Annotated in this window: 21 protein-coding genes; 9 read left to right on the top strand and 12 right to left on the bottom strand. The window is 61.2% G+C overall.

The window, feature by feature from the left end; all coding sequences use genetic code 11:
• Both X743_RS142065 and X743_RS142060 read left to right on the top strand, forming a co-directional pair.
• Positions 1-633 (top strand): NAD-binding protein (locus tag X743_RS142065; protein WP_023768571.1); only part of this gene is annotated, 633 nt, incomplete at its 5' end.
• Positions 634-846: 213 nt separating this feature from the next.
• Entirely contained in the window at positions 847-2,151 is a 1,305-nt protein-coding gene (locus tag X743_RS142060; protein ID WP_031258558.1) for an outer membrane beta-barrel protein, read from the top strand.
• 227 nt (positions 2,152-2,378) lie between these two features.
• On the opposite strand, the gene X743_RS142055 is transcribed toward X743_RS142060, so the two are convergent.
• The 6 genes from X743_RS142055 to X743_RS142030 form a co-directional block, all read right to left on the bottom strand.
• Complete coding sequence (locus tag X743_RS142055; protein ID WP_023768574.1) at positions 2,379-2,846, bottom strand: DUF1203 domain-containing protein; 468 nt, start codon at positions 2,844-2,846, stop codon at positions 2,379-2,381.
• 182 nt (positions 2,847-3,028) lie between these two features.
• The gene (locus tag X743_RS142050) at positions 3,029-3,586 is read right to left on the bottom strand and encodes an OmpA family protein (protein WP_023768575.1); all 558 of its coding nucleotides are present in this window, start codon (positions 3,584-3,586) and stop codon (positions 3,029-3,031) included.
• 98 nt (positions 3,587-3,684) lie between these two features.
• Positions 3,685-4,248 (bottom strand): GNAT family N-acetyltransferase, encoded by a 564-nt coding sequence (locus X743_RS142045; protein WP_023768576.1) that lies wholly within the window; start codon positions 4,246-4,248, stop codon positions 3,685-3,687.
• A gap of 5 nt (positions 4,249-4,253) precedes the next feature.
• The gene (gene sseA, locus X743_RS142040; protein WP_023768577.1) at positions 4,254-5,147 is read right to left on the bottom strand and encodes a 3-mercaptopyruvate sulfurtransferase; all 894 of its coding nucleotides are present in this window, start codon (positions 5,145-5,147) and stop codon (positions 4,254-4,256) included.
• Between the two features lie 41 nt (positions 5,148-5,188).
• Positions 5,189-5,932 carry an alanyl-tRNA editing protein gene (locus X743_RS142035; RefSeq protein ID WP_023768578.1) on the bottom strand — a complete coding sequence of 248 codons (744 nt, stop codon included), beginning with the start codon at positions 5,930-5,932 and terminating at the stop codon, positions 5,189-5,191.
• Entirely contained in the window at positions 5,932-6,966 is a 1,035-nt protein-coding gene (locus X743_RS142030) for a cysteine synthase A (protein ID WP_023768579.1), read from the bottom strand. The genes X743_RS142035 and X743_RS142030 overlap by 1 nt, the downstream gene beginning before the upstream one ends.
• 225 nt (positions 6,967-7,191) lie before the next feature.
• Here X743_RS142030 and X743_RS142025 point away from each other — a divergent pair, with 225 nt between their 5' ends.
• Complete coding sequence (locus X743_RS142025) at positions 7,192-8,013, top strand: SDR family oxidoreductase (protein ID WP_023768580.1); 822 nt, start codon at positions 7,192-7,194, stop codon at positions 8,011-8,013.
• Between the two features lie 59 nt (positions 8,014-8,072).
• On the opposite strand, the gene X743_RS142020 is transcribed toward X743_RS142025, so the two are convergent.
• Positions 8,073-9,215, bottom strand: a complete 1,143-nt coding sequence (locus tag X743_RS142020) for a hypothetical protein (RefSeq protein ID WP_023768581.1) — start codon at positions 9,213-9,215, stop codon at positions 8,073-8,075.
• A 244-nt stretch (positions 9,216-9,459) separates the two neighbouring features.
• On the opposite strand from X743_RS142020, the gene X743_RS142015 reads away from it, so the two are divergent.
• The gene (locus X743_RS142015; protein ID WP_023768582.1) at positions 9,460-10,434 is read left to right on the top strand and encodes an alpha/beta fold hydrolase; all 975 of its coding nucleotides are present in this window, start codon (positions 9,460-9,462) and stop codon (positions 10,432-10,434) included.
• A 183-nt stretch (positions 10,435-10,617) separates the two neighbouring features.
• Here the strand turns inward: X743_RS142015 and X743_RS142010 are convergent, their stop codons facing one another.
• Positions 10,618-12,051: a DEAD/DEAH box helicase gene (locus X743_RS142010; RefSeq protein WP_023768583.1), complete on the bottom strand. Its 1,434-nt coding sequence runs from the start codon at positions 12,049-12,051 to the stop codon at positions 10,618-10,620.
• A gap of 409 nt (positions 12,052-12,460) precedes the next feature.
• Between X743_RS142010 and X743_RS142005 the strand changes: the two genes are divergently transcribed.
• Both X743_RS142005 and X743_RS142000 read left to right on the top strand, forming a co-directional pair.
• A complete protein-coding gene (locus tag X743_RS142005) occupies positions 12,461-13,993 on the top strand; it encodes an acyl-CoA carboxylase subunit beta (protein ID WP_023768584.1) in 1,533 nt (510 codons plus the stop codon).
• Between the two features lie 14 nt (positions 13,994-14,007).
• Positions 14,008-15,069, top strand: coding sequence for a M48 family metallopeptidase (locus tag X743_RS142000; RefSeq protein WP_023776136.1), 1,062 nt, complete (start codon positions 14,008-14,010; stop codon positions 15,067-15,069).
• 105 nt (positions 15,070-15,174) lie between these two features.
• Here the strand turns inward: X743_RS142000 and X743_RS141995 are convergent, their stop codons facing one another.
• The gene (locus tag X743_RS141995) at positions 15,175-16,713 is read right to left on the bottom strand and encodes a bifunctional ADP-dependent NAD(P)H-hydrate dehydratase/NAD(P)H-hydrate epimerase (protein ID WP_023768586.1); all 1,539 of its coding nucleotides are present in this window, start codon (positions 16,711-16,713) and stop codon (positions 15,175-15,177) included.
• 358 nt (positions 16,714-17,071) lie between these two features.
• Here X743_RS141995 and X743_RS141990 point away from each other — a divergent pair, with 358 nt between their 5' ends.
• Positions 17,072-17,410, top strand: a complete 339-nt coding sequence (locus tag X743_RS141990) for a P-II family nitrogen regulator (protein ID WP_006205430.1) — start codon at positions 17,072-17,074, stop codon at positions 17,408-17,410.
• A gap of 75 nt (positions 17,411-17,485) precedes the next feature.
• Entirely contained in the window at positions 17,486-18,895 is a 1,410-nt protein-coding gene (gene glnA / locus X743_RS141985) for a type I glutamate--ammonia ligase (RefSeq protein WP_023768587.1), read from the top strand.
• Positions 18,896-19,706: 811 nt separating this feature from the next.
• Here glnA and X743_RS1000000173005 read toward each other — a convergent pair.
• Positions 19,707-19,844, bottom strand: a complete 138-nt coding sequence (locus X743_RS1000000173005; protein WP_198028502.1) for a hypothetical protein — start codon at positions 19,842-19,844, stop codon at positions 19,707-19,709.
• A gap of 234 nt (positions 19,845-20,078) precedes the next feature.
• Positions 20,079-21,119 (bottom strand): glutamine synthetase beta-grasp domain-containing protein, encoded by a 1,041-nt coding sequence (locus X743_RS141980; protein ID WP_013895678.1) that lies wholly within the window; start codon positions 21,117-21,119, stop codon positions 20,079-20,081.
• A gap of 317 nt (positions 21,120-21,436) precedes the next feature.
• Here X743_RS141980 and X743_RS141975 point away from each other — a divergent pair, with 317 nt between their 5' ends.
• The gene (locus tag X743_RS141975) at positions 21,437-21,628 is read left to right on the top strand and encodes a DUF2735 domain-containing protein (RefSeq protein ID WP_023768589.1); all 192 of its coding nucleotides are present in this window, start codon (positions 21,437-21,439) and stop codon (positions 21,626-21,628) included.
• 84 nt (positions 21,629-21,712) lie between these two features.
• Here X743_RS141975 and X743_RS141970 read toward each other — a convergent pair whose 3' ends face one another.
• The gene (locus tag X743_RS141970) at positions 21,713-23,602 is read right to left on the bottom strand and encodes an MFS transporter (RefSeq protein WP_023768590.1); all 1,890 of its coding nucleotides are present in this window, start codon (positions 23,600-23,602) and stop codon (positions 21,713-21,715) included.
• Positions 23,603-23,663: the final 61 nt, after the last annotated feature.

Here is a 23,663-nt window from a genome sequence, read left to right on the forward strand (position 1 = left end):
GGCGTGCCCGGCGTGCTGCCCGGCAAGGTCACCGTGCTCGGCGGCGGCGTCGTCGGCCTGCATGCCGCTCGCATGGCGGTTGGCCTTGGCGCCGATGTCACCATCATCGACCGCTCGATCCCTCGCCTGCGCCAGCTCGACGATCTTTTTACCGGCCGCGTCCATACCCGCTACTCGACGGTCGAGGCGCTCGAGGAGGAATGCTTCTCGGCCGATATCGTCGTCGGCGCCGTGCTGATCCCCGGTGCCGCCGCGCCGAAGCTCGTCACCCGCGAGATGCTGTCGGGCATGAAGAAGGGCTCGGTGCTGGTCGACGTCGCCATCGACCAGGGCGGCTGCTTCGAGACCTCGCATGCGACGACCCACGCCGAGCCCACATATGAAGTCGACGGCGTCATCCACTATTGCGTCGCCAACATGCCGGGCGCGGTGCCGGTCACCTCGGCCCATGCGCTCAACAACGCGACGCTCCACTACGGCCTGCAGCTTGCAGACAAGGGCCTGAAGGCTGTCATCGACGACCATCACCTGCGCAACGGCCTCAATGTCCACAAGGGCAAGATCACCAACCGCGCGGTCGCGGAGGCACTCGGCTACGAGCTGGTCGAGCCGAAAGCCGTTCTGGCCGCCTGATACACCCAAAAAAAGTCAACTTGCTATTGTTGCCCGCCGGTTCCCTCCGGCGGGCTTTTTATTGGTCGATCCAGGTCGCTAAACTTGATTACTGGGCAGATCGGGGTCAGTTGGAAGTGTGAGTTTGCCTACAACTGTTGCATATTTGTCATTCCTCATGCGCCCGACACCCTGCTAGGAAGATTGCGGGCTTATTGATTAGGGGTTTGGGCAATGACTGTTCGCGTTTCTGCGAAATCTATTTTTCTCGGTGCTGTTTCCGTGTTGGCTTTGATGTCGGCCGCGCATGCGGCTGATGTGGTTCAGCCGGTCGAAGCGTCCGGTTTCAACTGGAGTGGGCTGTATGTCGGCTTCGGTGTTGGCGCCGGCGCCAACGTTCACAAACTTGGCAGCGACTTTATTCCGATCTCGCTGAATGGCATCGGCGGCGAAGGCGTTTACGGCGAACTTACCGCTGGCTATGACTACATGGTTTCGCCCCGCTTCCTGCTCGGTGGACTGCTGGACGTCCACGTGGGCGATATCAAAACCAAGATCGATGCCGCCGGTTTCGACGCCTCGATCCAGGAGACATACGGTTTCGATGCTGGCCTGCGCGTAGGCTATCTGTTTACCCCGAATACACTGGGCTACGTGCTCGGTGGCTATTCCTGGCAGAAGTACAAGCTCGATTCGAATGCCGGCTTTGGGTTCGACTGGGACCAGAGCGGCTACTTTGTCGGCGGCGGCATTGAAACGGCCATCAACAGCAACTGGACGATCAAGACCGAGTACCGCTATACGCGCTTCGGCACCAAGGGGGATCTCCTTTCAGAAGCGGGCCTTATCGGCGCGCCGGATGGCCTTCTCAACCTCGATACGTCGCGGCATACGTTCCAGATTGCAGCCAACTACCGTTTTGGCGCCCAAAATGGCGGTGGTGCTGCCTTTGAAACCCCTGCGTATAACTGGACCGGTTTCTATATCGGTGGCGCGTTGGGCGCGGGTGCATCCGTGCACCAGATCGAAATCCCACCCTTGGGCGGCGCCAAGTTCAATGGCCTCGGCGGCGAAGGCGCGTTTGGCGAATTGAACGTTGGTTACGACCAGGACTTCGGCAGTTGGGTCGCAGGCGTCATGGTCGATGCTCGCTACTCCGGCATGACGTCGAAGCTGGATCTCGGCGTCGGATCGATCAATGCCGATACCGACTACGGCTTCGATGTGCTTGGCCGTGTCGGCATGAAGATGAACGAATCGACGCTCGCCTACGCATTGGCTGGCTACAGCTGGCAGCATTTCGACCTGAATGCTTCCGACCCGGTCGGCGATATCCTCGACTGGGGCTCCAGCGGTTTCTCGGTTGGTGGCGGTCTGGAAACGGCTGTATCGAGCAACATGACAATCGGTTTGGAATACCGCTATTCGCAGTTCGCCAAGAAGGATTTCTCGTCGGAGCTGGGGTTGGCTGACGACTCCATCACCTCCACGTCTTCTTTCCACACCGTTCGCCTCGGCGCGAAGTACAAGTTCAACTAAGAAGCCCCTCCAGGCAAACAGTCGAAGCCCGTCGGCCTGGCCGACGGGCTTTTTTGTTGTGCGGCAAACAGGGGGGAAAGTGTGGGCAACAAAAAAGCGGAGCCAAAGCCCCGCTTCCTCGATATCGAGATAGCCGCCGGTTCATCCGCGGTCGGCCAATCGATCGACAATCGCTTTATAGCTTAACTGTACGACGGGAGTACGACAGGATTTCCTGCCGGAACCTCTCAGGCCCGCTCGATGCGGCACTGATAGCAATTGTTGCGTGCCGAGCGGACATGCACGTAGGCAATGTCGTCGCGCTCGAACAAGGTCTCGGCCCGTGCGGTGATCGCGTCGGTCGCGATGACGCCGCCGCTGCCGTAGACGATGCGGTCGTTCCTGCCATAGCCACGCACGATATAGTCCGGGCTCCCGAGAATCTCGGGAAGCGTTCCCGCCTCGCCGGCGCGCTCGCATTCGTCGGCATGCAGGAAGATCGGCCCCGTTTCGGCATAGGGTTGAAGGTTCGGGAATGGCCGATAGGCCAGGACGAGATAGGTATCGCCGGCTGCGATGTTCTTCAGGCAATGCCGGCAAGGCATGCCGTCGCCGTCGGAAATCCGCCGCTCGGGCGTGTGACCGTAGGCGTCGGGTCCGCCGCGCTGCAGGGGTCTGACGTCTTCGGTCGGTAGAGCTTTGAACTGGATGGCCATGGTGAAATCTCCGGTGTTGTCGACCGGAAATTAGCGGCTCGGGCCAGTGGTTCCCACCCGTTTCATGCAAAGATCGAAGGACCGATCCGATGCGAGCGATCAGTCCCCGCAAGCTGCGACAATTAGCCGGCATCGCCGAGCCAATAAGTAACCCGGCTAGCCAAAGAGCAAGCCGGACCCAATCACCGGATGAAATCGTCAAAGCGGCGCAGCGTCACCCTGCGGTTTTGCCAGTTTTCACTCTGCGTCGGCACCAGCAAGAACTCCTCGCCGTAACCGACAGTCTCCAATGCATGACCGGGTACGCCGAATTCCCGCACCAGCGTGCGTTTCAGCGAGGCAGCGCGCTGTTCGGACAGGACCTGGTTCGACTGGAAGGAGCCGACGGCGTCGGTATGCCCCTCGATCAGCACGCGGGCACCGCGGTCGCGGCGTAGGATGCGCTTCAGTGCATCGGCGATGGTCTCGATCTTGTCATATTGCGAACTGGAAATGGCCGCCGAGCCGAAGGCGAAATTGATCGACTGGATATCGATCGAGCGCGCCATGCGGCGCAGATCCGGCCGGCGCTTGAATTCGCGGATGGTGACGCGCTCGTTTGGCCGCAGCTTCATGCGGGGTGCCGCCTCCAGCTTCCGTTCGATTGTCGCGGCCGAAGGTGTTGTCGCTTGCCCGGCGGCAAGGCTCGGCATGGCAATCGCTGCGATCAGCGCGACGGCGAGTGTACGGCGGGTCAGCATATGTTTCTCCTTCGGCCTCGGCCGCATTGGCGATGCGGGCACAATGCCAAAGGCAGGCTGAATCGGCGATGAACGAAAGGTTCAGGTTCCGGCTGGGGTCATGGCCGCATGACGCTTGCCGAGCGCTCGGCGAAAGGCAGCGGGTGCACGGTTTCCTTTTTCTGCGCGACCGCCGTGAAACCAAGCTTCTGGTAGAGCGGCAGGGCCGCCGGATGATCGAGCGTGCAGGTCTGCACGACTACCCGCTTTGGCCCGTAAGACCACGCAGCAGAAATCGCGGCACCCAGGAACCAGCGGCCGATGCCCAGTCCGGTCGCGTGTTCCATCATGCCGAAATAGGCGAGCTCGACTTCCTCGGGCAAATGCGGCTTGAGATCGAAGAAGCCTGCCGGCGCACCGTCGAGATAGAGCACCCTGATGTCGCGATCCTCGCGGTGGATTCCGGCCGAGAGTTCGTCGTCGTTCAGCCTGAGAACGTTCACCCAATGCCATTTGCGCCCCACCCGGTCCATCAGGTAGCGGTAAAAATGCAAGGGGATATTCTTGGTCTTCAGCAGCGCGACCTGGCGGTTGTAGGGCACCGGCGGCGAGGCGGCGGGAGGCGCGTGCATTTCGAGGAAAGTCACCGTGACTTCGATGTCCTGCAGCACGCCGTTTTCCATCGCGTTCATTCCTTGCCAGCCTTGGGGCCAGCCTTCGCGGGGCCGGTCGTCGCGGGGCCGGTCACGACAGGCGTGTCGGAGAGCCCGCCCCACTCGGTCCATGAGCCGTCATAAAGCCTGTTGTCGGTGTGGCCAAGCGTCTCCAGCGCCAGGGTGACCACCGCGGCGGTGACACCGGAGCCGCAAGATGTGACGACGGGCTTCGACAGGTCAATGCCGGCCTGCTCGATCACCTGGCGCAAATGATCCTTCGGCAACAGCACGCCCTTTTCCGACAGGGCGGAGTACGGCACGTTGCGCGCGCCCGGCATGTGGCCGGAGCGGATACCCATACGGGGCTCGGGTTCGGCGCCGGTAAAGCGGCCGGGTCCACGGGCATCGGCAACCTGGCTGGCGCCGGTCTCGACGATCCGGCGCATGTCGGCGAGGCTGGCGACGCGACCGGCGTCGAAATCGGCATGGAACACGCTTGGCGCGATCTTCGTCGGCTCGGCCGTTACCGGCCGGCCGGCGGCCTTCCAGCCGTCGAAGCCGCCATCCAGAATATAGGTCTGGAAGACGCCCATGATGCGGAACATCCACCATGCCCGGGGTGCCGAGAAGAAACCTGGACCGTCGTAGACGACGATGGTGTCATCGGCCGAAACCCCCATCGAACCGACATATTGCGCAAAATGCTGCGGCGACGGCAATGTATGCGGCAAGGCGGCGTCGGGATCCGAAACCGCATCCTGGTCCAGGAAACGAGCGCCGGGAATGTGGGCCGCGTCATATTCGGCACGGGCGTCGCGTTTTTGCGCCGGCAGGTACCAGGATGCGTCTATGACCGTGAGGCCCGGCTGGCCCAGGCGCCCCTGCAGCCAATCCGCATCGACGGTGAAAGGACTGTCTTCGGCCATTTTTTCTCCTGCCGCCCCCTTTTTTGGCGGTGCTTGTCTGTTCAGTTCGCCGGCATCGGGCCGAAGCGGATGCGGAAGCGCCGGTTTTCACGGCCCTTCTTCTCGATCTTGCCGATGTGGATTTCGCCGACTTCGCCGGTGCTCTTCACATGCGTGCCGCCGCAGGGCTGGCTGTCCACGGAAGCATTTTCGCCGATGCAGACCAGGCGGATCTTGCCGGTGCCCACCGGCGGCCTGACGTTCTTGGACTTCACCAGGCCCGGATTGGCGGCCAGTTCCTCGTCGCTGATCAGCCTGGTGAAGATCGGGTGATCGGCGCGCACCAGATCCATCAAGCCAGCGGTCACCTCTTCCCTGGTGAAGCTGGCGTCCGGAATGTCGAAATCGACACGGCTGTCGTCCTCGGAAACGGAAGCGCCCGTGATCGGGAACGGGCAAACGACGGTCAGCAGATGGCAGGCCGCGTGCATGCGCATCAGGAGATGCCGCCGCTCCCAGTCGATGGCGAGTTTCACCTTCTCGCCGACCGCCAAGGCCGCCTGTTCAGGTGCCGGCACATGGATGATCTCTTCCTTGGTCTCGCCGGTGATGGTGGCGGCAATTTCGATGCGGCTGCCGTCGGCGCGCTCCAATGCACCGGAGTCTCCCGGCTGGCCGCCCGAGGTGGCATAGAAGATGGTGCGGTCGAGAATGGCGCCGCCACGATCGTTGACGGCAACCACCGTGGCATCCGCCGTCTTCAGGTAGGCGTCGTCGCGAAACAGCGCTTCCGTCCTGTACGCCATCATGCGACCTTTTCGAACGGCACCGAAATCTTGCTCTGCAGCTCCATCCAGCCCGGTATTGGCAGGTTTTTCTCGCGCAAAAATTCCGGGTTGAACAGTTTCGACTGGTAGCGCGTGCCGTAGTCGCAAAGAATGGTCACTATGGTGTGCCCGGGACCCAGCTCCCTGGCCAGCCGCATCGCGCCGGCAATGTTGATGCCGGTCGAGCCGCCGACGCACAGGCCTTCCTCCTGGATCAGGTCGAAGACGATCGGCAGCGCGTCCTCGTCCTTGATCTGGAACGAGAAGTCCGGCGTGAACCCGTCGAGATTGGCGGTGATGCGCCCCTGCCCGATGCCTTCGGTGATCGAGCTGCCCTCGGATTTCAGCTCGCCGCTGGTATAGAAACTGTAGAGCGCAGCCCCCAGCGGATCGGCGAGCGCGATCTTCACGTCCTTGTTTTTGGCCTTCAGCCCGGACGCGACACCCGCCAGCGTTCCGCCGGACCCCACCGCAGAGACGAAACCGTCGACCTTGCCGCCGGTCTGCGCCCAGATCTCCTGCGCCGTGGTGCGGATATGGCCGTCGCGATTGGCTACATTGTCGAACTGGTTGGCCCAGATAGCGCCATTCGGCTCGGTCCTGGCCATCTGCTCGGCCAGCCGTCCCGACAGTTTCACGTAGTTGTTTGGGTTCTTGTAGGGCACGGCCGGGACCTCGATCAGCTCGGCGCCGAGCAGCCTGATCGTGTCCTTCTTTTCCTGGCTCTGGGTGTCGGGAATGACGATGACGGTGCGGTATCCCAGCGCCTTGGCGACCAGCGTCAGGCCGATGCCCGTATTGCCTGCCGTCCCTTCGACGATGACGCCGCCCGGCTTCAGCAAGCCACGCTGTTCGGCATCGCGGATGATGAACAGGCCGGCGCGATCCTTGACCGATTGCCCCGGATTCATGAATTCGGCCTTGCCCAGGATCTCGCATCCGGTTTCCTCGGAGGCTTTGTTGAGGCGGATCAGAGGCGTGTTGCCGATCGCGTCGATCACAGAACGGGGCATTCAGGATTCCTTGTGTGCGTGCGCCGAAACCCTAGAAACCCCAAGCCTCGGTTTCAAGGCAAGAATTCGCCTGGTCCAGTCGCATTTCCAGCACTGTTGTGCATGGATGCCCTCAAGTCTGGATCGGTATCGCACAGTTCATTTACATCCGACGTCGAAAAGCACTCTTTCCATTCGATTTCTTCGCCGCTAGAGCAAGACGGCAACAACTCGACAGGGCGCAGCATGACACTCTATCGGGCCGATCCGAAACACGGCGTCGCCTGGGTCACCGGCGGCAGCAGCGGCATAGGCCGTTCGCTGGCCAGGGATCTGGCGTCCCAGGGCTATGCCGTCGCGGTGACGGCGCTCGACGACGATCCGATCGACACGCTCATCGTCGAGACCGCGCAGATGCCCGGCAGCGTCACCGCCTTTCCTTGCGATGTCACCGATGAGCCGCGCATGGCAAGAACGGTTGCCGCGATCGAGAAGGAACTCGGCCCCATCGTGCTCGCCATCTTCAATGCCGGAAACTACATCTCCACGCCCGGAGAGGCGCTCGTCGTCCGCGACTTTCGCCGTTCCTTCGAGGTCAACTATTTCGGCATCATCAATGGGCTGGTGCCGGTGCTCGACTACATGCGGATCAGGGCGCGCGGCCATGTCGTGCTGGTCGGCTCCGTCACCGCCTATTTCGGCTGGCCGACCACGGCCGCCTATGGCGGCACCAAGGCGGCGATCAACATCCTGGCCGAGTCGCTGAAATATGATTTCGACAAGATGAACATTCGCGTCCAGGTCATCAATCCGGGCTTCGTCGACACGCCGCTGACCGAGAAGAACATGCTGCCGATGCCGGGCCTGATGCCTGTCAACCGCGCGACGCGCCGCATGGTACGGGGCATCAAATCCGGTGGCTTCGAAGTTACCTTCCCGTATCGGACGAGCTGGCCGCTGAAATTTCTCGCCCTGCTGCCGAGGCCGATCACCCGGTGGGTGATCAGCCTGACGACCAGCTGGAAGGCGCGGCCGCTGCATTACGAGCGCAAGCCGCCGCCGAACTAGGCTGGAGTACGACCACATGCCCCCTGGGCATAGACGTCAAAAGATGGCTTATCCGGCAGTCAGGTGGAAGATTCAGCGGCGGGCGGCCCACTGCGCGAAGATCGTCCCGTAGTTGCCTTTCCCACCTCCTTGGGAGAAGGCGGGGGCAAATCAAGAACAGGCGAACCAGCTGGCGCTGGGAAGCTCAGGGTCGAAGAGATTGTATGCAGGTCCCGATACTGAGCTTTCACATCCTCTGAAGGCTCCTGACCCTCGTGAGCCACTGGTGGCAACATTCGTATCTCAACGGTCATTCCTCGCTCAACACGAGCAAGAATCGATTCGACTGCCCAAGTCAGGTCCGTTCGCTGCTCGTTCTTTCTGCCTTGGTCTCCAGTGGCCGTCGCAAGTAATTCTTCAACTCGCTCTTCGACAGACTTTGCTGCCAACTTCTTGATAGAATCATCAAGCATGGCTTCGAATCCACTGCCTTGAAGACTTGTAATCTTCGCTGTTTCGTTTCGAATTTTGCGGATATCCTCAACTTTTTTCCAAGTGTCCAGTGCCCAGCTGATCGTCTTCCCTATGGCGACGATTGTCGCCACGCTCAACCCAAGGAAAATCGTAGGATCTGAGGAAGAAAGTTGCCGGAGATCGATTGTTTCGGCCGAACCAGTTTCCGCTTCTGAAAAAGCTCGGATGACTCGATTGATGACCGCAAGTTCTTTGATAAATTTATCAAACTCGTTTTTGAAAAGATTCCGAGGTAAGAGAAAACCGATCTCAGCTTCACCCGGCTTGATGTCCTGGACTTCTATCTTAAGCGCCGTAAAATTTGCGACTGTCTGCTCAGCCTGCGTCAGAAATTCATCCCGTGCAGTAATAAGCTGGGCCAATTTTGTTTGAGCTACCGTAGGCGTGGCCGGGTTTTCCGCAAGCCATACGTCTATTTCGTTCCTCATCTCCGGTGAAAAGAAGCGGTCAACACCAATCTCGCGAAGTCGATCGATTTCTGCTGGCTGAAGTGAATCGACGACCGTGCTCAATGCCAGGCCGAGCGAAGCTAGGGTGTCCGCCAATGTTTGCTGATAACCTGAATCAGACGGTGATGAAATCAAGTTCTTAAGTGCTGTGTTGACACTAGAGAGTAAGGTCTGAACCTTGAACTCTCGATCCAGGTTCATCGCCTTCTCTAGAATTTCCCTCAACCTTGAAGCATTCATCTTGGTCCCCTCCCACTCTCGGGTGCATCAATGAACCTTCTTCACTAAAAAACAAGCCCTGTCAGTTAGGGCGTCGTTCCTTGATATTCGAGAAAGATCGTGACGATTGGAGAGGCACCAGTCTCCTATGTTGGAGCAATGGCGCCTCTAACTCACGTGATTTTTGGATTCGCCATACCGGCACACGTTGCGTGTTGCTTGCCGTCACCATAATTTGCGGACCATTCTGGTGCGGAGTTTGGGAATGGGGCGGCGCGTGTTGCTGGTTCTGCTGAGTTTGGTGGTGCTGCTCCCACTAATCTTCCTCCTTGGCCCACGCGTTCCCATCGACACCACGATCCGCTTCGATCCTTCCGTCGTCGGTGACGATCCGCAAGCCTATGTCGCCAGGACAGAAGCAGCCATACCGGGCATACGCGATGGGCTGGAGAAAGAGATCGTCTGGGCCAACCCGATGGTGCATGCCAAGACGCCGCTGTCGATCGTCTACATCCACGGCTTCTCCGCATCGAAGGGCGAGGTTCGCCCCCTGCCCGACGATGTGGCCGATCAGCTCGACGCCAACCTGTTCTACACCCGCCTCACCGGTCACGGGCAGGACGGCGCGGCGATGACGCAAGGCAGCGTCAATGCCTGGATCAACGACTATGAGGAGGCGCTCGCCATCGGCCGGGCGATCGGCGACAAGGTGGTCGTCATCGCAACCTCGACGGGCGGCTCGCTGGCGGTGTGGGCGGCAACGCAGCCGGGAGCATCAGACGGGGTCGCGGCCATTGCATTCATCTCGCCCAATTTTGGCGTGAAAGCATCCGGCGCCGAGATGCTTACCCTGCCATGGGGCAAACAGATCGCCGAACTCGTCGCGGGCAAGGAACGCAGCTTCGCCCCGCGCAACACCCTGCACCAGAGATTCTGGACCACCAAATATCCGATCGCCGCAACGCTGCCGATGCAGGCGCTGACGGAACTTGCCTTTGGCGCACCGGTGGAGAAAGCGACCATCCCGGCGCTGTTCATCTTTTCGGACTCGGACAAGGTGGTGCGGCCCGACCGCACCCGCGAAATTGCCGGGCGATGGGGCGCGCCGCACGAATTCGTGCCGGTCGACGACACCGGCGATTCGGACAACCATGTCATCGCCGGCGATGCGCTGTCGCCGTCGACCACGGCCTTCCTCGCGCAAAGGATCGCCGTCTGGCTCGAAGCGGTGGTCAAGTAAGCTGATTGTCCAGACACAAAAGGCGACCGCGGGATCACCGCGGTNGCCGTCTGGCTCGAAGCGGTGGTCAAGTAAGCTGATTGTCCAGACACAAAAGGCGACCGCGGGATCACCGCGGTCGCCTTTTTGTCGCAGATTGGTCAGCCGACCATGCAAAGGTTCGGCTGACGCGAGGCGGCCTGCTTAGGCAGCCCGCGCCGCCGGACGCTTGCCGCCGAAGCGGCGCTTGTTGTTGCCCTTGAAGGGCTTGGCGCCTTCCGGCTTGCGTTCACCGGCGAAGGCCGGCTTGTCGCCGAAGCGCTTCTTGCCGAAGCCGTTGCCCTTGTTCTCGCCGCCTGGACGCCTGCCGTCGCGACGGCCATTGCGGTCGTTGCGGTCATTGGCGGGCTCGAAGCGCTCGTTCTTTTCAGCAGGATTGCGCTGCGGATCGGGGCTGCCGAGATGGTCGGCAACGATAGGCAGCTTGGTGCGGATGATGCGCTCGACCTGGCGCAGCTTGCTGTTTTCCGAAGGATCGCAGAGCGTGATGGCGATGCCGTCCATGCCGTTGCGGCCGGTGCGGCCGATGCGGTGGACGTAGCTTTCAGCCTCGTCCGGCAGGTCGAAATTCACGACATGGCTGATGCCGGGAACATCGATGCCGCGCGCCGCGATGTCGGTCGCAACGAGGATGCGCACCGATCCATCGCGAAAATCGTTCAGTGCCTTCTGACGGGCATTCTGCGACTTGTTGCCATGGATGACGGCGGCCTTGAAGCCATCGCGCTCGAGATCCTTGGTCACCCGGTCGGCGCCATGCTTGGTGCGCGAAAAGATGATGACGGACTTCATCGCCGCGTCGGCGAGCATCGTCGACAGCACCTGGCGCTTCTGCTTGGTGCGGGCAAAGACGACGCCCTGCACGATCTCGGCGGCCGCGGTGCTTTGCGGCGAGACTTCGATACGCACAGGGTTCTTCAGCAGGCCCTTGGCCAGTTCGGCGATCTCGTCCGGCATGGTGGCCGAAAACAGCGCCGTCTGGCGGTCAGGCGCGGTCGCCTTGGCGATGCGCTTGACGTCGTTGATGAAGCCCATGTCGAGCATGCGGTCGCCCTCGTCGAGCACCAGCCATTTGGTGTCGGAGAGGATGAGGTCGCCCTCGCGCACCAGGTCGGTCAACCGGCCGGGTGTGGCGATCAGGATGTCGACGCCGGGCGCAACCTTCTTCACCTGGCTGAAACGCGAGACGCCGCCCAGCACGAGTGCCGTCGAGACATGCGCGCCCTTGGCGAGGATCTTGATGGTGTCCTCGATCTGAACCGCGAGTTCGCGGGTCGGCGCAAGGATCAGCGCCCGGGTCGTCTTGGCGCGCCGCTTGGTGCCGAGCGCGATGATCTTGGACAGGATCGGCAGCGCAAAGGCAGCGGTCTTGCCGGAGCCGGTCTGGGCGATGCCGAATATATCGCGGCCTTCCAGCTGCGGCGGGATCGCCTGCATCTGGATCGGCTTCGGTTCGGTGAAGCCGGCATTGTGGGTGGCCTTGAGCAGCGCACCCGTAATTCCCAGCGCTGCGAAACCAGAGAGTTCCGCAGTGTCGGGCCCAGTGTCCTTACCGGACAATGTGTTTTCGTTGGTCAAAATAATCTTCTTTCACGCGGCCTCTGGCCGCAAACGTCAATGGCGGCAGGGCGCAACCTGCCGTCGAAAAATTCGATGTGAAACGACAAGGCGGGCGGACGGTAACGTCCACTCGGCTGCGCTGTCGTGCCCGCAGGCGTCATGCCACGGGGCTTTTTCGCCGCTTTGTGATGTACCGGAAAGAGGGCCGATATACCGGAAAGAGGGAAAACAGACGCAACCAGTCTCATTTGTCGAGAAGGCCGGAATCTCCCGGCCCAAGCGCCTATGGGCTGCATATGGCTGAGTTCGCCCCGGAATGCAAGGGGTGCCATGTTGCAATGCAGCAAGAACTGACCAAAAGCCTATGCTTGCGCTCCCCGGCGGGCATCATTACCACAAATGCAGCTTCCATTTTGGGGACCAAGCGATGAAGGACGTGCTGAAGGAACTCGAGCGGCGGCGCGACATCGCCCGCATGGGCGGTGGCCAGGCCCGCATCGATGCGCAGCACAAGAAGGGCAAGCTCACCGCGCGCGAACGCATCGAGGTCTTTCTCGACGAAGGTTCGTTCGAGGAGTTCGACATGTATGTCGAGCACCGCTCGACCGATTTCGGCATGGAGAAGACCAAGATCGCCGGCGACGGCGTCGTCACCGGCTGGGGCACGGTCAACGGCCGCCCGGTCTATCTCTTCGCCAAGGACTTCACGGTGTTCGGCGGCTCGCTGTCGGAAGCCCATGCCGAGAAGGTCATCAAGGTGCAGGAGATGGCACTGCGCAACCGCGCGCCGATCATCGGCCTTTACGACGCCGGCGGCGCGCGCATCCAGGAAGGCGTGGCGGCCCTTGGCGGCTATGCCGAGATCTTCCAGCGCAACGTGCTGGCTTCCGGCGTCATTCCGCAGATTTCCGTCATCATGGGTCCGTGCGCCGGCGGCGACGTCTACTCGCCTGCCATGACCGACTTCATCTTTATGGTGCGCGACACCTCCTACATGTTCGTCACGGGGCCGGACGTGGTGAAGACCGTCACCAACGAGACGGTGACCGCCGAGAGCCTCGGCGGCGCCTCGGTCCACACGACGAAATCCTCGATCGCCGACGGCGCCTATGACAACGACGTCGAGGCGCTCCTGCAGATGCGTCGGCTGGTCGACCTCTTGCCGGCTTCCAACACATCGGAACTCCCCGAGATCGAATGCTACCAGTCGGTCACCGACCACGATTTGTCACTCGACCGACTGATTCCCGATAACGCCAACAAACCCTACGACATCAAGGAACTGATCCTGAAGGTCGCCGACGAGGGCGACTTCTTCGAGATCCAGCAGAGCTTCGCCAAGAACATCGTCACCGGCTTCGGCCGCGTCGAGGGCCGCACGGTCGGCTTCGTCGCCAACCAGCCGATGGTGCTGGCCGGCGTTCTGGATTCCGATGCCAGCCGCAAGGCGGCACGTTTCGTGCGATTCTGCGACTGTTTTTCGATCCCGATCGTCACCTTCGTCGACGTTCCGGGCTTCCTGCCCGGCACGGCGCAGGAATATGGCGGGCTGATCAAGCATGGCGCCAAGCTCTTGTTCGCCTATGCCGAAGCGACCGTACCGAAAATCACTGTCATCACCCGCAAAGCCTATGGCGGCGCCTATGACGTGATGGCCTCGAAACATCTGCGCGGCGACATGAATTATGCCTGGCCGACGGCGCAGATCGCGGTCATGGGTGCCAGGGGCGCGGTCGAGATCATCTACCGCAAGGACATCGGCGACGCGGAAAAGATTGCTGCCCATACAAAGGCTTACGAGGATCGTTTCCTGTCACCTTTCGTCGCCGCCGAGCGCGGCTATGTCGACGAGGTGATCATGCCGCACTCGACCCGCCGCCGCATTGCGCGGGCACTCCGGATGCTCCGCAACAAGGACATGCAAAACCCTTGGAAGAAGCACGATAACATACCCTTATGACTCCCATGTCGCGAATGATCATCGCCGCCGGGCGACGGTTTGGCAGGTTCGCCGTCCTGTTTTACATTGTCCCTGCCGCCATCATCTTTTGCGCCTGGATGTCCCTGCTCGACAGCCATCCGATCTGGCTCATCACCAGTGGATTTGTTGCTATGCCAATCGCGACCACTGCATTGGCATTCCTGTTCGGCACGTTGTTTGCCGGCTTCCGGCGCAGCAAGACTAAAGGCGTCAGCGAAGCAGAGGCGCCTGGCCTGTGGGCGCTTTGGCGAACCGTTGCCGGACCGCGTCGTGCGGCGCGCACCGTCATCTCGTTGGAGAACAACCTTAACGCTTCAGTTAGGGAAGAGCGCACGCTTCTCGGCCTGCTCGGTAACCGGCTGTTTCTGACCGTCGGGATCCCTCTGCTTGCCGTGACCGATGAAACAACCCTTACCGCGATCCTCGCCCATGAGGATGCGCATGTCCGCAACAAGGACACCAATGGTGGTCTTAATCTCGCAGAATTCGAGAACGGTTTTGGATTCGTCTTCGAGTATGCTCCTCCGGGCACCACGATTACAGGCAGCCTACTCCACGCCGCGATCGGCTGGCTATCGGGATCGTTCGAACGGGAAGAAATCCGGCTTTCGCGCGAAGCCGAGATCAAGGCGGATCGGCATGCAGCGTCCTCCGGAGATGCCGAGCAGGCCGCTCGAGCGCTTTTGCTTGTCGCCGCGGCAGACGTGCATTTCAAAGAAGCGGTCTATGATCCTTTGCAGCATGAGTTGAGGGGAGCACTGCGTCCCCCGCGACCGCCACTCGATCGCCTCTTGGAGGCGGCTGGGCAGTTGCGGGAACCCGCTTGCCTGAATGCCTGTGCTCGCAAGGCATGGAAAAGTCCGGATGATGAAAAGTCCACCCACCCTTCATGGGCGCAAAGACTGGCGGCGCTTGGCTACTCGGAGCCACCTGACCTGGACCCAATAGCGGTAACCGCCCTCTCGACGCAGGTAACTTCAAGCGCAGCCGACCAGCATATTGCGGAATTCGACGCTACATGGACTGCTAAGATGGCGGACTATCTCCAGCGGTGAACCAGCGGCACCCGAAAATTCAACCGCCGCAAACCGTCAAGGACCTGTGGCGCGCACGCCTTGCGGCGAATAGCGCGATGGCCGCAACGGCGAGCGCGGAACGGTTCATCTGATGGGCGCCTTCTGGCGTGCTTTGACCAGTTCGCGCAGCACCGGCACCATCGCCTGCGGCAGATCCTCGGCAATCAGCCCCGGCCCGAAGCGGCTGCCGGCCTCGGCATGAATCCACACCGCCGCGCAGGCCGCCTCGAACGCCGGCATGCCCTGTGCCAGCAGACCGGCTGATATGCCCGACAGCACGTCGCCAGACCCCGCGGTGGCAAGCCAGGCGGCGCCGTTGGCATTGATCGCCGCCCTGCCATCGGGCGCTGCGATCACCGTGTCGGCACCCTTGTAGATGATGACCGCATTGGCATTGGCGGCTGCCGCGCGCGCCTTGTCGAGCTTGGACGTTGCCTTGTCGCCGGCGATGTCCGGAAACAGCCTGGCGAACTCCCCGTCATGCGGCGTCATCACCAAGGCCGGAGCATTTTGCCGGCGTGCGGCTTCGAACAAGACATCCGGCGCGTCGTGAAAGGAGGTGATCGCATCCGCGTCAAAGACAAGACCATCGACCTGTGCGGAAGCATCCTGCAATTGGCCGGAGGCAAGGAGCGCGAGCCCGAAGGTCCGCGTTTTCTGACCGACGCCAAAGCCGGGCCCGAGGACAAAGGCCGACGGCCGGCGTTCGCCGACAAATTCTTCGATGTCCACGACGTCATCGGCCTTGCGAAGCATGATCGAGGTCAGATGGGCAGCATTAACCTGCATGGCATTGCCCGGCGACAGCACGGTCACAGCCCCCGCCCCGCTCCTCGCAGCGGCCAGCGCCGACAGCCGCGCCGCGCCGGTGGCGCTTGGGCCGCCGGAGAAGACGCCGACATGGCCGCGCCTGTATTTATGCGCATCGACGGCCGGCACCGGAAAACCACGCAACCAAAGCGCCGGTGTGTTCTCGAACGTCCGGGGCCGGAGCCGTACGATGATATCGTCGCCAATGCCGATATCCGCAAGCACGACCTCGCCACATCGCTCCCGGCCAGGCAGGAGCAGATGGCCGGGCTTCCTGCGCGCGAAGGTCACGGTGATCTCGGCGGCAAATGCCTTGCCGAGCACCTTGCCGCTGTCGCCGGACACGCCCGATGGCAGGTCGACGGCGACAACGGGCAAATGCATGTCGGTGGCGATATCGATCGCCCTGGCGTCATCGCCGGACAGCGGCTTGGACAGCCCTGCCCCGTACAGCGCGTCGACCACGATCGAGCCGGGCTCGGCTTTGAAGCTGGACAACGGCTGGGGTGCGATCGGACACTCCGCGGCTGCGAGTGCCGCGTCGCTTCTCGGCCTCGGTGCGCCGGATGCCCAGATCGTCGTGGCGACGCCGCTGCCGGTCAGGATGCGAGCGACGACATAGCCATCGCCGCCATTGTTGCCTGGACCGCACAGCACGTGGACGTGCACCGCTGCCGGATGGCGCTTGAAAACCTCGGCCGCGACGGCCTCGCCGGCACGACGCATCAGGCCGATGCCGTCGGCTGGGCCGGCGGCGATCGTCAGCCGGTCCGCTTCGGCCATTTCGGCGGGAGTAAGAAGTTCATCGCTCATGGATTGCCGATCCGCATTCGATCAAGCATTGTCCACTTTTCGATCCGAAGCAAACAAGGAGGAGGTGGCGCGAGGGCAGCGATACTGTTCGGATGAGAGGCATCACAGGCAAAAATTGCCCACGCGATGGGCGACATGCCTAATTATTGTGCTGCGACGACGGATGGCACTGTGTAGGTTCCGGAAGCCGGTGCCGCATCCGGTACAGCGAATGACGCGAATTTGCATCCCGGCGCGGTGCGGCTTCGAAATCGCATGAGACCGCTTCGAATCCCTCGGATTGGCACAGTTCGTGCTTGATGGAGGCGCAAGCGGGGGCTCACAACCCGTTTTTTTGGCAGTGGAGGCCACTTTTTACATGAAAAAGATCGAAGCGATCATCAAGCCATTCAAGCTGGACGAAGTGAAGGAAGCGCTTCAGGAGGCCGGACTGCAAGGCATCACCGTGACCGAGGCCAAGGGCTTCGGACGCCAGAAAGGCCACACCGAACTCTACCGCGGCGCCGAATATGTCGTCGACTTCCTGCCCAAGGTGAAGATCGAGGTCGTGCTCGGCGACGACGCCGTCGAAGGCGCGATCGAGGCTATCCGCAAGGCGGCCCAGACAGGCCGTATCGGCGACGGCAAGATCTTCGTCTCCAACATCGAGGAAGTCGTGCGCATCCGCACCGGCGAAACCGGCATGGACGCCGTCTGACGCGACCACCCTCCCCAAACGTCACCATCAAAAAACGTCATCATCAAAAAACGTCATCAAACAGGGATACATGACATGACGACAGCCAAAGACATCATGAAGCAGATCAAGGACAACGACGTGAAATTCGTTGACCTGCGCTTCACCGACCCGAAGGGCAAGCTGCAACACGTGACGATGGATGTCATCGAGGTCGAGGAAGACATGTTCGCCGATGGCGTGATGTTCGACGGCTCCTCGATCGCCGGCTGGAAAGCCATCAACGAGTCCGACATGGTGCTGATGCCCGATGCGGACACGGTCCACATGGATCCGTTCTTCGCGCAGTCGACCATGGTCATCCTGTGCGACATCCTCGATCCGGTCTCGGGCGAATCCTACAATCGCGATCCGCGCGGCACGGCCAAGAAGGCCGAGGCCTACATGAAGTCGGAAGGCATCGGCGACACCATCTATGTCGGCCCGGAAGCCGAGTTCTTCGTGTTCGACGACGTCAAGTACAAGGCCGACCCCTACAACACAGGCTTCAAGCTCGATTCCACCGAACTGCCGTCGAACGACGACACCGACTACGAGACCGGCAACCTTGGCCACCGCCCGCGCATCAAGGGCGGCTATTTCCCGGTGCCGCCGATCGACAGCGCGCAGGACATGCGCTCGGAAATGCTGACCGTGCTCGCCGAAATGGGCGTGCGCGTCGAGAAGCACCACCACGAGGTCGCGGCTGCCCAGCACGAACTCGGCATCAAGTTCGACACGCTGGTCCGCAACGCCGACAAGATGCTGATCTACAAATATGTCGTGCACCAGGTCGCCAACGCCTACGGCAAGACGGCCACCTTCATGCCGAAGCCGATCTTCGGCGACAATGGCTCGGGCATGCACGTCCACCAGTCGATCTGGAAGGGCGGCAAGCCGACCTTCGCCGGCAACGAGTACGCCGGTCTTTCGGAAAGCTGCCTGTTCTACATTGGCGGCATCATCAAGCACGCCAAGGCGATCAATGCCTTCACCAACCCGCTGACCAATTCCTACAAGCGTCTGGTGCCGGGCTACGAAGCGCCGGTGTTGCTCGCCTATTCGGCGCGCAACCGCTCGGCGTCATGCCGCATCCCGTTCGGCTCGTCGCCGAAGTCCAAGCGCGTCGAGGTCCGCTTCCCCGATCCGGGCGCGAACCCCTACCTCGCTTTCGCCGCCATGCTGATGGCCGGTCTCGACGGCATCAAGAACAAGATCCATCCCGGCCAGCCGATGGACAAGGATCTCTACGACCTGCCGCCGAAGGAACTGAAGAAGATCCCGACCGTCTGCGGATCGCTGCGTGAAGCCCTGCAGAGCCTCGACAAGGACCGCGGCTTCCTGAAGGCCGGCGGCGTCTTCGATGACGACCAGATCGACAGCTACATCGAGCTGAAAATGGCCGAGGTGATGCGCTTCGAAATGACCCCGCATCCGGTCGAATACGACATGTACTACTCGGTCTAAATCTCGTTCGCATAATCCTGCAAAGCCCTTGAAGGATTTCCGCCTTCAAGGGCTTTTTGCTGCCACCAGATGTCCGCGGATGGTTTGCGTGACCAGCGATGCGACAGCGGCCAACCGCTTTTGGTTCACGGGGATCGTTTGTCAGCTGGATTTGCCGCCGGCAGGCAACGTCGGTCACGGTCGGAACACTGGGCCATCGCGGCCCATTTGCGGTGAGCGGCAGATGGTTTTCCGCGCGGAAAAATCGCCAGGAGCGAGCGGCACACTGCCTCAGGCTGCAATGCCCGCTCGTCCGGCGCCCCCGCCAATGCCGTCGTTCAAGAAACCCCGCCCCGTTCGAACAGCATCGCTTTGGCGTAACCCAAGGTTCGAATACGCATGCCGCGGCGTGATCTGTCAACGCCGCCAGCCCGAGGCATAAATCGCCGTTTTCGTTGTATGAACAGTGGCTTATATAGGGGATCATTGGTCTACGGACGAGCTGAAACTGGCTGTTTTCCGGGCTTTTTCAACGAACTCGGAAACGCTGGACATTTCGTGACGGCAAAAGGCGCCTGCCAAAAGCCTCTCCGTGACAGGAAATTGCCCGGTCCTTTTCAACCTGACTTTTTTTGGGGGAATTCACCCCGCCGGGCCAGCACGGCAAAAAGAACCCCGGCGAAATGAACTGCCCTCAAAAGTTGGACACAACCTTCGGGGGTCAGTTCAGAAGGCCGGAGTTCTCGCAAGGACAGAACGTCGGAGGGCGACGCCTATCCGGCAAGTCGTCACTTATCCGGCAAGTTCGACATCTATCCAGCAAGTTCGACATCTATCCAGCAAGTTCGTCTGGGCCGTGCAGGTTCCAGTCCGTTCGCCTGGCGAGCACCAGGACGTAATAGATCGCCGCCACGGCCATGATCAGCAGCGTCGCGATCGGGCTCTGGCGCCCGAAGGCGGCCGTGCTCAACGCCCTCATCGCCAACAGCGACATGATCGGCCGCGACGGCAACCGCAGCCCCGCTTTGCCGCATGCGAAGGTTGTCGCCGCGCTGAAGGCACGTGGAGCTGTCGCCGGCTGACCAAGGCGGACGTGCCTCGCCCGCAAGCACTACGAAAAAGGCCCTCGCGTTTTTCGCCAGGGCCTTTTTCGTCATCGAGTTCTGGTGCGGCGAAGATCTTGCGATCCACGCCGCGAAAACAATCAGGCGGCGGCCGAAACCGACGCGTCGGTCGCAACCTGCGAGATCGTCTTCAGGATCTGCGAAGCGATCTGGTAGGGGTCGCCCTGCGAATTCGGACGGCGGTCTTCAAGGTAACCCTTGTAGTCATTCTTGACGAAGGAGTGCGGCACGCGGATCGACGCACCGCGATCGGCGATGCCGTAGCTGAACTTGTTCCATGGCGCGGTCTCGTGCTTGCCGGTCAGACGCTTGTCGTTGTCCGGGCCGTAGACGGCGATGTGGTCCATCAGGTTCTTGTCGAACTGCGCCATCAGCGATTCGAAATACGCCTTGCCGCCGACTTCACGCATGTAGGCGGTCGAGAAGTTGGCATGCATGCCCGAGCCGTTCCAGTCGGTGTCGCCAAGCGGCTTGCAGTGGAATTCGATGTCGATGCGGTATTTTTCGGTCAGGCGCAGAAGCAGATAGCGGGCGATCCACATCTGGTCGGCGGCCTTCTTGGAGCCCTTGCCGAAGATCTGGAATTCCCACTGGCCCTTGGCCACTTCGGCGTTGATGCCTTCATGGTTGATGCCGGCCGCCAGGCAAAGGTCGAGATGCTCCTCGACGATCTGGCGTGCGACATCGCCGACGTTCTTGTAGCCGACGCCGGTGTAGTACGGGCCCTGCGGGGCAGGATAACCGGTCTCCGGGAAGCCGAGCGGACGACCGTCCTTGTAGAAGAAATACTCCTGCTCGAAGCCGAACCAGGCACCCTCGTCGTCGAGAATGGTGGCGCGCTTGTTGGAGGCGTGCGGTGTCACACCGTCAGGCATCATGACTTCGCACATGACCAGCACGCCGTTGGTGCGGGTCGGGTCCGGATAAACCGCGACCGGCTTCAGCACGCAATCGGAGCTGTGGCCTTCGGCCTGCATGGTCGAGGAACCATCGAAACCCCACAGCGGCAGCTGGTCGAGCGTCGGGAATTCGGCGAATTCCTTGACCTGCGTCTTGCCGCGAAGGTTGGGGACCGGGGTGTAACCATCGAGCCAAATGTACTCGAGCTTGTATTTCGTCATTCTAGCCTCTCGTTGCTTGATCACCGAACACTGAACGGCGTCGACACGCGTCTGCCGTCAGCAGCCGGCCCTGCCGGATCACTAAAATGCAATTCGTGTGCCATTCGGGCGCCGGCGGGTGCGGCAAAATGGCGGCGATACACGGTTGAATTTGTTGAGCCGCCTCATCGATGGATCGAGATCGATCAACAATGCAAAATGCACAAATAGTATGCAAAATATGATCTTTTCGTAGGCATATTGCCTAAATGAATCGCACAACCTATCTTGCAATAAAGCTGAATCGAAAAGCTCCCGCGAAAGAAAGGAGGCCGCTTATGGAAGTCACCATCTCCCGTCCGTCGGCAAAGATCCTGATGTTCCCTCTGGCAGCCCGCAAATCTGCCTCAAATTTAGGCGCAAAGGCCAAGTTCGCGGCAGAGCTTGCCTCGCTGCGCAACACGCACGCCGATTTTGACGGCTGGTATCACGAAGCGGCCGTCGAGGAAGAAAACCAGCGGAAGAGCTGAGCCAAACTCTTCAGGTCTCGGACACGAAAAAGCCCGGCGTGATCGCTCACGCCGGGCTTTTTGTTGGCAAGCGGATCCGATCGGCTACTGCTTGGTGTGGAGATCGGTTCCGAGCGTGTCCTTGACGAAGATCATGCCGATGACCAGCGTGATCGCCGCGATCACCACCGGGTACCAAAGGCCGTAGTAGATGTCGCCCTTGTAGGCACTGAGGGCGAACACGGTTGCCGGCAGCAGGCCACCGAACCAGCCATTGCCGATGTGGTAGGGCAGCGACATGCCGGTATAGCGGATACGGGTCGGGAACATCTCGACCAGGATCGCCGCGATGGGGCCGTAGACCATGGTCACGAACAGCACCAGGATGAACAGGATGCCGATTGTCATCGGCCAGTTGACGGCTGCCGGATCCGCGAACATGGCGAAGGGACCGCCACCCGGTATATTATAGACAGTGACTTCGGGCGCGCCTGCTGCCTCATCGGTGGTCAGGATCTTGTCCTTGACCGCCTGCTCGGTCGGCACCGCTGTCTTTTCGCCGCCACGGATGGCGGCGGCATCGAGCTTCAGTTCAGGGTTGGCGGCGATGAAGGCGTCGAGTTTCTGGTCGGCAACCTTGATTGCCGCGCGCTTCAGCGGATAACCGCTGTCCTGCAGGGACATGTTGACGGCCTTGACGAAGGCGGCGTCCTTGGCCTTGGCCTGGTCGCCGGCGGCGACGGCGTCGTAGGACTCCACCGTCTCGTTGCCGATCTTGACCGACGCGGCTGTTCCGGCCGCGGCCGTCGAGACGACGTCGTAGGGAACCGAGTTCTTGGTCAGGAACGAAGTCGCGATGTCGCAGGACGTCGTGAACTTGGCGGTGCCGACCGGATTGAACTGGAACCTGCAGTCGCCGGGCGCTGCCGTCACCGTTGCCCGCGTGCTCTGCTGTGCCTTGGCGAGCGCCGGATTGGCGGCCCAGGTCAACGCCTTGAACAGCGGGAAGGTGCAGACAATGGCCAGCGCAAGGCCAGCCATGATGATCGGCTTGCGACCGATCTTGTCGGACAGCCAGCCGAACACGACGAAGAAGATCGAGCCGATGGCCAGCGCAATCGCGATCATGATGTTGACCGACTGCGCATCGACCTTCAGCACGTTCTGCAGGAAGAACAGTGCGTAGAACTGGCCGTTGTACCAGACGACGGCCTGGCCGGCGGTGAGGCCAAGCAGCGCCAGCAGCGCGATCTTGGCGTTCTTCCACTGACCGAAAGCCTCGGAGAGCGGCGCCTTGGAGCCTTTGCCCTCGTCCTTCATCTTCTGGAAGGTCGGCGACTCAGAAAGCGACAGCCGGATCCAGATCGAGACGGCGAGCAGCAGGAAGGAAACGATGAACGGAATGCGCCAGCCCCAGGCGGCGTAGCTTTCCTTGCTCAACGAGCCCTGAACGATCAGGATGACGATCAGCGACAGGAACAGGCCGAGCGTCGCCGTCGTCTGGATCCATGACGTATAGAAACCCCGGCGGTCGTCGGGCGCGTGCTCGGCGACATAGGTCGCCGCGCCACCATATTCGCCGCCGAGCGCCAGGCCCTGCAGCATGCGAAGCATGATCAGGATCACCGGAGCGGCGATGCCCAAGGTTGCATAACCGGGGAGCAGGCCGACCAGGAAGGTGGACAGGCCCATGATCGTCATGGTGACTAGGAACGTATATTTGCGGCCGACGAGGTCGCCGATACGACCGAACAAAAGGGCGCCGAACGGACGCACCAGGAAGCCGGCGGCAAAGGCCAGCAGCGCGAAGATGTTGCGTGTCGCCTCAGGGATCGTCGGAGCGAAAAAGGTCGAGCCGATGAAGGCCGCCAACGAGCCGTAGAGATAGAAATCGTACCATTCGAAGACGGTGCCGAGCGAGGAAGCGAAGATGACCTTCTTCTCTTCCCGCGTCATGCCGCGGCTCGTTCCGCCGGCGGTCGATGCCAATGCCATTGCGTTTTCCTCCCGTGAGACCCTTGTCCTCGACGCTGCGTTTTAATCGTCGGCGTTCTCC

This window comes from Mesorhizobium sp. LNHC232B00, assembly GCF_000502435.1.
Taxonomy (GTDB): domain Bacteria; phylum Pseudomonadota; class Alphaproteobacteria; order Rhizobiales; family Rhizobiaceae; genus Mesorhizobium; species Mesorhizobium opportunistum.

What these genes read in the sequence shown, in the direction of transcription:
- X743_RS142025 (WP_023768580.1), top strand. Translation starts at nt 7,192, where the DNA reads ATGACACTCTATCGGGCCGATCCGAAACACGGCGTCGCCTGGGTCACC.
- X743_RS141990 (WP_006205430.1), top strand. Translation starts at nt 17,072, where the DNA reads ATGAAAAAGATCGAAGCGATCATCAAGCCATTCAAGCTGGACGAAGTG.
- X743_RS141970 (WP_023768590.1), bottom strand. Translation starts at nt 23,602, where the DNA reads ATGGCATTGGCATCGACCGCCGGCGGAACGAGCCGCGGCATGACGCGG.
- sseA (WP_023768577.1), bottom strand. Translation starts at nt 5,147, where the DNA reads ATGGCCGAAGACAGTCCTTTCACCGTCGATGCGGATTGGCTGCAGGGG.
- X743_RS141980 (WP_013895678.1), bottom strand. Translation starts at nt 21,119, where the DNA reads ATGACGAAATACAAGCTCGAGTACATTTGGCTCGATGGTTACACCCCG.
- X743_RS142020 (WP_023768581.1), bottom strand. Translation starts at nt 9,215, where the DNA reads ATGAATGCTTCAAGGTTGAGGGAAATTCTAGAGAAGGCGATGAACCTG.
- X743_RS141975 (WP_023768589.1), top strand. Translation starts at nt 21,437, where the DNA reads ATGGAAGTCACCATCTCCCGTCCGTCGGCAAAGATCCTGATGTTCCCT.
- X743_RS142015 (WP_023768582.1), top strand. Translation starts at nt 9,460, where the DNA reads ATGGGGCGGCGCGTGTTGCTGGTTCTGCTGAGTTTGGTGGTGCTGCTC.
- X743_RS141995 (WP_023768586.1), bottom strand. Translation starts at nt 16,713, where the DNA reads ATGAGCGATGAACTTCTTACTCCCGCCGAAATGGCCGAAGCGGACCGG.
- X743_RS142060 (WP_031258558.1), top strand. Translation starts at nt 847, where the DNA reads ATGACTGTTCGCGTTTCTGCGAAATCTATTTTTCTCGGTGCTGTTTCC.
- glnA (WP_023768587.1), top strand. Translation starts at nt 17,486, where the DNA reads ATGACGACAGCCAAAGACATCATGAAGCAGATCAAGGACAACGACGTG.
- X743_RS142045 (WP_023768576.1), bottom strand. Translation starts at nt 4,248, where the DNA reads ATGGAAAACGGCGTGCTGCAGGACATCGAAGTCACGGTGACTTTCCTC.
- X743_RS142050 (WP_023768575.1), bottom strand. Translation starts at nt 3,586, where the DNA reads ATGCTGACCCGCCGTACACTCGCCGTCGCGCTGATCGCAGCGATTGCC.
- X743_RS142005 (WP_023768584.1), top strand. Translation starts at nt 12,461, where the DNA reads ATGAAGGACGTGCTGAAGGAACTCGAGCGGCGGCGCGACATCGCCCGC.
- X743_RS142035 (WP_023768578.1), bottom strand. Translation starts at nt 5,932, where the DNA reads ATGGCGTACAGGACGGAAGCGCTGTTTCGCGACGACGCCTACCTGAAG.
- X743_RS142030 (WP_023768579.1), bottom strand. Translation starts at nt 6,966, where the DNA reads ATGCCCCGTTCTGTGATCGACGCGATCGGCAACACGCCTCTGATCCGC.
- X743_RS142055 (WP_023768574.1), bottom strand. Translation starts at nt 2,846, where the DNA reads ATGGCCATCCAGTTCAAAGCTCTACCGACCGAAGACGTCAGACCCCTG.
- X743_RS142000 (WP_023776136.1), top strand. Translation starts at nt 14,008, where the DNA reads ATGATCATCGCCGCCGGGCGACGGTTTGGCAGGTTCGCCGTCCTGTTT.